The organism is Streptomyces sp. CA-179760 (assembly GCF_050937045.1).
Classification (GTDB): Bacteria; Actinomycetota; Actinomycetes; order Streptomycetales; family Streptomycetaceae; genus Streptomyces.
In genome coordinates, this window is the sequence record NZ_JBNJLZ010000001.1 from 3,555,411 (window position 1) to 3,564,371 (window position 8,961).

Here is an 8,961-nt window from a genome sequence, read left to right on the forward strand (position 1 = left end):
CCGCGAGCGTCAGCGACCGCCCTCATCGGCTCTCCGCCGCACTGCCGTCGAGCACGTCGGCGGTCCGGCCAGGGCGGAGTTCGTATCCGCAGCCGGCCGGGCGTGCGCGGGGCGGGGGCGAGGGCAGACTCGCCCAGCGGACATGCCGGTCCGCGTAGTGGGGGCTGAGCGGGTGCCCGGACTGGCCGGCCGGAAGCTCGGCGGTGACGAGGCCGCCGGCGGTGACCACGACCCGCCCGGCCGCGCCGAACCCCGGGACGGCCGTACGGACGCTGTGCAGCATCCCGGCTTGCGGACGTGGGCCGATGCCGAGCACGGCGTTCGCCCACGGCACGAGCGCGGTGACCGGGTGTCCGAGGCCGACCCGGTTCAAGCGCCCCCACTTCGCCGGGCGTTCACGCACCACCGCCCGCACGCACGCGGCGACGAAGGCGTCCACGTCGGTGGTCCCCGCGGGCAGCAACGCGCGGTCGCGGGCGTCCAGGATCGCGAGCAGCGGTCGGTCGAGGTCACGGAACGGGAAGCGGAACGTGGGTTCGTGCTCGCGGCAGGCGACGAGGTACGGGGTGAGGACCCGCTGGGCGAGTTCCTCGCGCAGCCGCACCAGGACGCCGAAGGCGCGCGAGTCGGTCGCGGCCGTGCCGTCCCACTCCTCCAGCAGGGTCCGGACGGGGTCCGTGGGCCGCAGCGCGGCGACCGCGAGGTCCCGGTAGGGCCGGTACAGGTCGGCGGTGATGTCGTGCTGCAGCGCGTGCATGCCGGCCGCGTCGTGCCGTTCGGCCGAGCCGAGGACCGTACGGATGCGGCGGGCCCGATGGCCGGGGTCGAGGTCGAGGCCGATCCGGAACTCCTCCTCGGGCAGGGCGGCGTCGTTGGCGGAGACGAGAACGCCGTCGGCGGGGTCCACGATCCGCGGCCGTTCCGGGCCGCTGAGGTGGCCGTCGGCGGGTTCTGTGCGAGAGCCGCCGGCCGGACGGCGGGGCAGCAGCCCTGTGGCCAGGTGCGCCCTCCGCTCCCCGTCCGTGACGAGGACGTTGAGGGCGACGCCGTGTGCGTCGTCGAGTACCGAGACGGCCTCTTCGAGATCGGTGGCGTGGGCGAGGCGGTGGAACCGGAGGTCGGCGGCTCGGGGGTCGTGGCCCGTCCAGCGGACCGCGACCTGTTCGCCGCACAGCGGGGTCCGCGACACGGGCAGCGTGCCGTCGGTGGTGATGTCCACGGTGACCGGTTGCCGGCCTCGCACCCGGATGTGCTCCGTCCTGGTCCGCAGGCCGTCGGTGCCGGCGGGCACCAGGTCGAGCACGTCGGCGGTGAGGTTCGTGACACCCCAGGCGATCCGCCCGTTGGTGCCGGTGAGCACGACCGGCAGACCGGGGACGGCGAGGCCGCGCAGCCGGGTGCCGGGCCAGGCCACGTCGACCTCGTAGAGAACGTTGGGCAGACCGAGTGCCAGATGCAGGTCGCAGGCGAGCAGCGGCTCGTCCCCCGGGGCGATCCAGCAGTTGGATCCGGGGACGGCGCGGTCGAGCGCGACCAGGCCGTCCGCACCCGCCTCGCCACGGTGGCGGGCCAGATCGGGGGGCAGGGCCGGAGTACCACTGCCGGGCAGGAGGAAGTCGGCGACGGGTGCCGGCAGTGCGCGGCGCACGACCGCTTCCGCCCGCTTGGCCTGCTCGTTCCAGGACAGCGAGTGGAAGAGCAGGAGCGAGGTGAGCACGCTGTCCTCCGCCCGCCAGGGCCGCGGCCGGTAGGACAGGAACCGGCACTCGAAGGGAGTCGCCTGCGCGAAGGCGGCGTTGACGCCGTCGGCGAACGCGGTCAGCAGCTCGCGCTCCGGCTCGGCGAGCCGCTCGGTCGCGGTACGGGCGGCCGCGGCGAGCCCGAGCCGGCGGTACTCGGTGTCCGACGTCAGGGCGGCGCGGCCCCACACCTCGGCGAGCCGGCCGCTTCCGGTGCGCCGCATGAGGTCCAGCTGAAAGCCGCGGTCACGGCCCATCGCGTGGCCGAGGGCGCGGACCGCGTCGAGGTAGGTCTGCGCGGTGATACGGGTGACGCCGTCGTCACCGCTCTCGGCCCGCACCGGTGCGGTCAGCCCCGGCACGTCGGCGTCATCGGGGCAGCCCGGCGCCGAATCCCTGAGGGCCCGCAGCATCCGGTGCTCGAGTCCGATCCGGCCGCGGTGGCGGTACGCGTAGCCGGCGATGCCGGCCGCACCCGCGACGGCCACGGCCACCGGCGCCCACGGCCAGGCGAGCAGACCGGCCGCGAGCGCCACCGTGACCACGCTCGCGGCTCCTACCACCCGCGCCGTGGGCAGCCGCCACAGCCGGCGCAGGCGCGGACGGTGGGCGGGGCACGCCGTCACGTGGTCTCCAGGAGGGCTGTCGCGGTGGCACGCACGGCGGTCACGACCGCGCCGAGCAGCTCGGTGGCCAGCTCCTCGGACGTGGTCGCCGGCTTGTAGCGCAGCTCGAACAGCAGCTCACCGGCGACGGGCGCGATGCCCAGGACGAAGTCGGACGCCGTGGCCACGACCCGGGCGCCGAGCACATCGCGTTCGGACCGGTACGGCGCGAAGACGAGGCCCTCGCCGGGGGTGACGGAGGCGGTCTCCTCCTGCGCCACGAGCATCGCCTCGAACACCGGGCCGGCGTCCGGCTGCCGCTCACGGATCTCGGCGAGCACCTCCTCGAAGGGCAGCTCCTGGTTGTCGAGGGCGGCGACGCAGACCTCGCGGGCCTGCCGGCTGACCGCGACCGGATCGGCGTCGTCGAGCCGCATGCGCAGCACGACCGTGTTGGCGACGAGCCCGACGACCTCGTCCAGGCCTGGCTCGACGCGGTTGGCGAGCATGGTGGCGACGCGGATGTCGCTCTGGCCGCTCCACGCTCGCAGCGTCGCCGCGTACGCGGCCAGCACCAGCATGAAATCGGTCATGCCGTGCCCGCGCGCGGCGGCGCGGACGGTTCGCAGGTCGTCGGCCGGGAGCGTCGCCCTGGTCGACGCCGACCGCAGACGTCGCACGAACGACGCGGTGCCGAGCGCGGCGAAGCGGCTGTCGGGGCCGTCGGCGAGCGCCGGCCACGGCGGGCCGAGCCGGTCGAGCCAGAACGCCCGCTGCCGCGCCGCCTCCGCGGTGGTGAGCCAGTCGGCCCGCTCCTCGGCGAGCCGGCCGCTGCCGCGCGGGATCGGCCGGAGCGCGGGCGCGCCGTCGGTCGCCAGCTCCCGGTAGATCCGTTCGGCCTCGGACAGCAGCAGCGTGAGCGACCATCCGTCGCACACGATGTGATGGATGTTCACGAAGATCACGTGCTGGTCGGCGGCGAGCCGGTGCGCGACGACGCGCAGCAGGGGCGCCCGGTCGAGGGGCAGCGGCTCCCGTGCGGCAGCGGCCATGAGCTTCTCGCAGCGGCGCTCCGGGTGCTCGTCGGTGGTGAGGTCCTCGACGGCGACAGTGATCGTGACATGGGGCTCGACGACCTGGACGGGACCGTCGTCCGTGTCCTCGATCCGGGTGCGCAGCGCCTCGTGCCGGGTCGCCAGCTCGGCGAAGGTCCGCTGGAGGAGTTCCAGGTCGAGCGGGCCGTCGGCGCGCAGCGCGCCCGCCATGCCGAACAGGCCGACGCCGGGGAGCCGGGCGGCGATCTCCCACATCTGGCGCTGGGCGAGGGAGAGCGGATGACGGGTCGCCGTCATGGACGGGGCCGGGGCCGGGGCCGGCAGCACGGTCGAGGGAGCCGGCGCGGCGCCGCCGAGGGCGCCGGCCAGACCGGCGATCGTGGGCGCCGCCATGAAGGTCCGCATCGCCAGGGAGCCGTGGCGGGCACGGAGCCGGCTGACCACCTGCATGGCGGTGAGCGAGTCACCGCCCGCGTCGAAGAACGACGTCGTCCTGTCGAGGTCCGTGAGGCCCAGGACCTCGGTCCACACCTCGCGGACGCTCGCCTCCAGCGGCGAGCCCGACGGAGTGGGGGCCGCGGCGGGGGCGGCCTGCGCCGGGGCGACCGGAACCTGAGCCACCGAAACCTGAGCCACCGGAACCTGAGCGACCGGAGCCGGGGGCCGGCCGGACTCCATCAGCCGGGCCAGGTCGGCGATGCCGGGCAGCGGGGTGTCGCGGAGGGGACGCCCGGGGTCGGCGGTGACCGCGGCGAGCACCCTGCGGTGCGCCTCCGCCGCCAGCACCAGCGTGCTCTCCGGCAGCGCCGAGGCGTCGTACTCCATCAGCAGCCGTAGCTCGTTGGTGCGGACGTCGACGGTGAAGGCCGAGCTGTAGGCGTAGTGGGTGGACTCGAGTTCGTCCGAGTCGAGCAGTTCCAGGACGCCGTCGCCGACCAGCCGGCGGGTGTTGTGGTAGTCGGTGAAGTTGAAGCCGGAGTCGAACATCGGCTCCGCGCCGTGGGCGGCCTGGATCGCGGCGTTCGGGTACCAACGGTGCCGCATCATCGCCTGTTCCTCCTCGTGCGCGCACACCGCCAGTTCCGCCCACGTCCGTCCGGCGAGCGCGACCCGCAGCGGCAGCTGGTTGAGGAACAGGCCGAGAACGCGGTCGGAGTCCTGGGTCTCCGGCCGGCACGCGACCACCATGCTGGTGGCCACGTCGTCCGAGCCGGTCAGCCACGACACGACCCGCAGATGCGACGCGCACAGCAGGGCCTTCACCGGCACGCCCAGCCCGGCGGCGGTGGCCCGCAGCGCGTCGAGCTGTCCTGTGAAGGGCACATGGTGCTGGCGCATCACGGGCGTGCCCGAGCGTTCCGGGGCGACCAGCCGCGCCGGTGTGGCCCCCCGTGCCACCCAGAACTCCCGGTGTCCCTCGTCGGCGGCGGCGGACCGTTCCAGTGCCACGTAGTCACCGAAGGCGGTGCGCGGACGCGGCAGCGGTGCCGCCGTGCCCGCGGTGAGCAGCGCGCGGTACTGGGTGAGCAGATCCTCGAAGAAGATGTTCACCGACCAGCCGTCGAGGATCGCGTGGTGGTGGGTGAAGATCAGCTGGTAGTCCGCCGCGGACGTGGTGAGCACGACGAGCCGGAACAGCGGCGGCGCGGACAGGTCGAAGTCGGTGGCGGTCTCGCGCGCCACGACCTGCCGGATCCGTTCCCGCTGCTCGTCGTCGCCGAGCCGGGTGAGGTCCTCGAACTCGATCGGCGCGGTGATGCCGGTGTGCACCCGCTGCACCGGGCCCAGCGGGTTGGCGAGGTCGAAGCTGGTGCGCAGCACGGGATGCGCGTCGGTGACGGCCTGCACGGCCGCGCGGAACGCTGCCGGGTGCATCTCGCCGCGTACCCGGTAGCTGAGCATGATGTGGTAGATGCGGGCGCCGGGCGCCATCTCCTGGTGGTAGATCATCCCGGACTGCAGAGCGGTCATCGGGAACGCGTCGACGACGTCCGGCGGGAACGTGCCGCCCGCCGGGAGCAACGCGAACGGCTCGCGTCCGGCGGCGAAGTCCCCCGCGTCACCGGCCCGCGCCGCGAGCGCGGTGACCGTGGGCGCGGCGTAGACGTCCTGCACGGTCAGGCCCAGCCCCCGGTCCTTCGCGAGGCTGACCAGCCGGATGGCGCGCATGGAGTCACCGCCGCCGTCGAAGAAGTCGGTGCCGGTGGTGACGGAGGGATCGGCGAGCACGTCGCGGAACACGTCGAGAAGCGCGGCCTCGCGTGGGCCGGTGGGGGCGGCGGCGCCGCCGTCGGCCGGCCGCGCGGTCGTCGGGATGGTGGCGGCGACGACGGCCGCGCGGTCGAGCTTTCCGTTCGTGGTCAGCGGCAGTGCGTCCACCAGCGCGACGGTGCGCGGCACCATGTAGCGGGGCAGCGTGGAACGCACCGCGGCGAGCAGTCCCGCCGGTTCGGGCACGGCATCGGCGGCCGGGACGACCACGGCGACGAGGTGTGCGCCGCTGTCGTCCGTGGTGACGGCCGCGCCGGCCGCGGCGACGCCGGGCTGGGCCGAGAGGGCGCCCTCGATCTCGGCCAGTTCCACCCGGAAGCCGTTGACCTGGACCTGCCGGTCGCGACGGCCGAGGTAGGCCAGGGTGTCGCCGTTGCGCCGCGCGAGATCGCCGGAGCGGTACATACGGGCGCCCGGTACGCGGCTGAAGGGGTCCGGCAGGAATCGCAGCGCGGTCTCCCGGGGCCGGCCGGCATAGCCGTCGCTCACCTGCGGACCGCCGACGTAGATCTCACCGACGCACCGGTCGGCGACCGGGGTTCCGTCGTCGTGCAGCACGTGCAGCGCGGTGCCGGGCAGCGGTGTCCCGATGTCCGACTCGGCCGTGCGGACGTCGTCGGGGCGCAGCCACCGCCATGAGGCGTGCACCGTGGTCTCGGTGATCCCGTACATGTTCACGAGCCGGGTGCGGTCCCCGATCTCGGCGTACCAGCGCTCGACCAGCCGCCGGTCCAGTGCCTCTCCCGCGAACAGCACGTAGCGGAGGTGCTCGGTGGAGTCGGGGCGGGCGGCGAGCTCGGGGAGCATGACGGTGAGCGCGGACGGCGTCTGGCTGAGCACGGTCACCCGCTCGCGGGCGCACAACTCGGCGAACTCCTGCGGCTCCCACGTCGTCAGCCGCGGGACCACGACGAGCCGCCCGCCGTGCAGCAGGCAGCCGAACATCTCGTACATGGACACGTCGAACGAGCAGGCGTGGAAGAGGGTCCACACGTCGTCCGGGCCGAAGCCGTACCCGTCCGCGGTCGCGTCGAGCAGGCTGAGCACATTGTGGTGCGTGACCCGCACGCCCTTGGGCCGGCCGGTGGATCCGGAGGTGTAGATCACGTAGGCGGGGGCGTGCGCGGGCACGGGGGCGAGCGGGGCCCGGCGTGCGGCGAGTTCGGCGAGGGTGGCACGCCTCCCCGGCACGATGTCGTCCTCGGTGATGGTGAGCCGGGCGCCGGAGTCCTTCAGTACGTCGGTCACGCGTGCCGTCGGCCAGGACTCATGGAGGACGAGGACGGCCCCGCCCGAGGCCATCACGCCGAGGATGGCGACGACGAGGTCGAGACCGCGCGGCAGCGAGACGGCGACGACGTCCCCGGCCCCGACACCGTCGGCGCGCAATCCGCCCGCGGTCGCCTCGACCCGCGTCCGCAGGTCCGCGTAGGACAGATCGCCGTCAGGTGCGGTGACGGCCACCGCGTCCGCGCGGGTCCGGGCGATCTCCACGAGCCGTCCGGTGAGGGACTCGTCGGCGCGCGGCACCCGGTCGGGCCGGGCGACGGCACCGGGCGCGGCAACGCCGAACGGGCCGACGGCGAGCCGGGTGACCGGGGCGCCGGGGTCGGCGGCGGCGGCGGTGAGCACGGCGACCGTGGTGGCGCCGATGGCGGCGGCGTCCGCGTCGGCCAGGGCACGCCGGTCGTACTCGAGGTCCACGGTGAGGGCGTCGCCGTCGTCGCGGACCAGGAAGTTCAGGTCGTACTTGGCACCGACCTGCTCCACCTCGACGTGCTCGATCACCAGGCCCGGGAACTTTGGTTCGGGCGGCGTGGCGCCGAGGTCCGTGACGATGATGTTGAACGAGGCGCGGGAGCCCGCGACGTCGTCCGGCACGGGGGCGTTGCGGACGGCGCCGAGTACGGCCGTCCTGGTCCGCCGGACGAGGTCGCCGAACGGGGCGCCGCCGGCGTCCAGGCGTACGGGCACCATGTCGAGCAGCAGGCCCACGACCCGGTCGAGGCCGGCGCGGTCGCGACGGGAGGTCGGCATGCCGACCACGAGGTCGTCGCGGCCGGTGTACCGGGACAACGCGACCGCGATCCCGGTGGAGACGACGGTGAAGAGGCTCGCCCGGGTCTTCTCGGCGAGCCGCCGCAGGGCGACGGTGACGTCGGCCGGCACGACGACGCGGTGAGCGTGGCCGCGCTCGGCGTTCGCGTCGTCGCGCGGCGGAGGCAGCGGAAGCGCGCCCAGCGACGCGTCGTCGAGCCGTTCGCGCCAGTAGCGGCGGGTGGCGGCCAGATCGGCGTAGGCGAGGCGGTCGGCCTCCCAGCGAGCGTAGTCGATCATGGTGATCGAACCGGCTGCGGGCGGTGGTGCCTCTCCCGCGGCCCGGCTCGCGTAGCAACTCGCCAGGTCGTCGAGGAGCGGGCCGAACGACGGGCCGTCGGCGATGACGTGGTGGAGCACGACGAAGAAGACGTGGTCCTCCTCCGCCAGCCGGAACAAGCGCATCGCCACCGGGGGTTCGGTGTCCAGGGCCAGGGGCCGGTCGGCGAGCCGCGCGCACTCGGCCACGCACGCGTCGAGGCCGGCCGCCTCGACCACCGTGAGCGGGGGTTCCACCGAGGGCAGGACGCGCTGGCGCGGCTCGCCGCCCGTCACCGGGAAGGCGGTGCGCAGCGAGGGGTGCCGCTCGTGGATGTCCCGCAGCGCCGCGACGAACACGTCCCTGTCGAGCGGGCCGCGCAGTCGCAGCGCCGCACACAGGTTGTAGGTGCCGTCCTCGGCGAAGTACGTGGTGGCCCACAGCGACCGCTGGGCGGCGGTCAGCGGCCCGGTGTCCCCCGCGGGCACCGGGGGCCAGGCCAGCCCTTCGCGCCGGCCGACCAGGTCGGCCAGTTCGTCGCGATGGCGCTTCATCGTCGCCAGCAGTTCGGGCGGCAGCGCCTCGCCCTGGCCGCGGTAGCGGATGCGGCCGTCGGCGAGCGTGAGCGTCACACCGAGGTCGTCCAGGCGTCGCAGTACGTCCCGCGCGGTCACAGCTCTCCCTCGAAGACCGGCTCGGCGGCGGGCCGGGCGGCCCGGAGGCGGTCCAGCTCGGCGGCGACCTCGGCGACCGTTCCCAGCTCGAAGAAGTCCTCCAATTCCAGCTCCAGGCCGGTCAGTTCGGTGAGCCGGTGGAGCACCTGAACGGCGAGCATCGAGTGGCCGCCCAGTGCGAAGAAGTCCTCGTCCACGGGAACCGTGTCCAGCTCCAGCAGTTCACGCCAGACCGCGGCGACCTGATCCTCAGTCGACAAC

General features: G+C 74.4%; 3 protein-coding genes. All 3 read right to left on the minus strand.

The features are described 5' to 3' along the window. Positions 1–22: 22 nt before the first annotated feature. The 3 genes from ACQEV8_RS15875 to ACQEV8_RS15885 are packed head-to-tail and all read right to left on the minus strand — an operon-like array spanning position 23 to position 8,960. Entirely contained in the window at positions 23–2,365 is a 2,343-nt protein-coding gene (locus ACQEV8_RS15875) for a penicillin acylase family protein (RefSeq protein WP_432960652.1), read from the minus strand. After that, positions 2,362–8,700, minus strand: a complete 6,339-nt coding sequence (locus ACQEV8_RS15880) for an amino acid adenylation domain-containing protein (RefSeq protein WP_432960654.1) — start codon at positions 8,698–8,700, stop codon at positions 2,362–2,364. Before ACQEV8_RS15880 ends, ACQEV8_RS15875 begins: the two co-directional genes overlap by 4 nt. Next, positions 8,697–8,960 carry a phosphopantetheine-binding protein gene (locus tag ACQEV8_RS15885; RefSeq protein ID WP_432960656.1) on the minus strand — a complete coding sequence of 88 codons (264 nt, stop codon included), beginning with the start codon at positions 8,958–8,960 and terminating at the stop codon, positions 8,697–8,699. Before ACQEV8_RS15885 ends, ACQEV8_RS15880 begins: the two co-directional genes overlap by 4 nt. Position 8,961 lies beyond the last annotated feature (1 nt).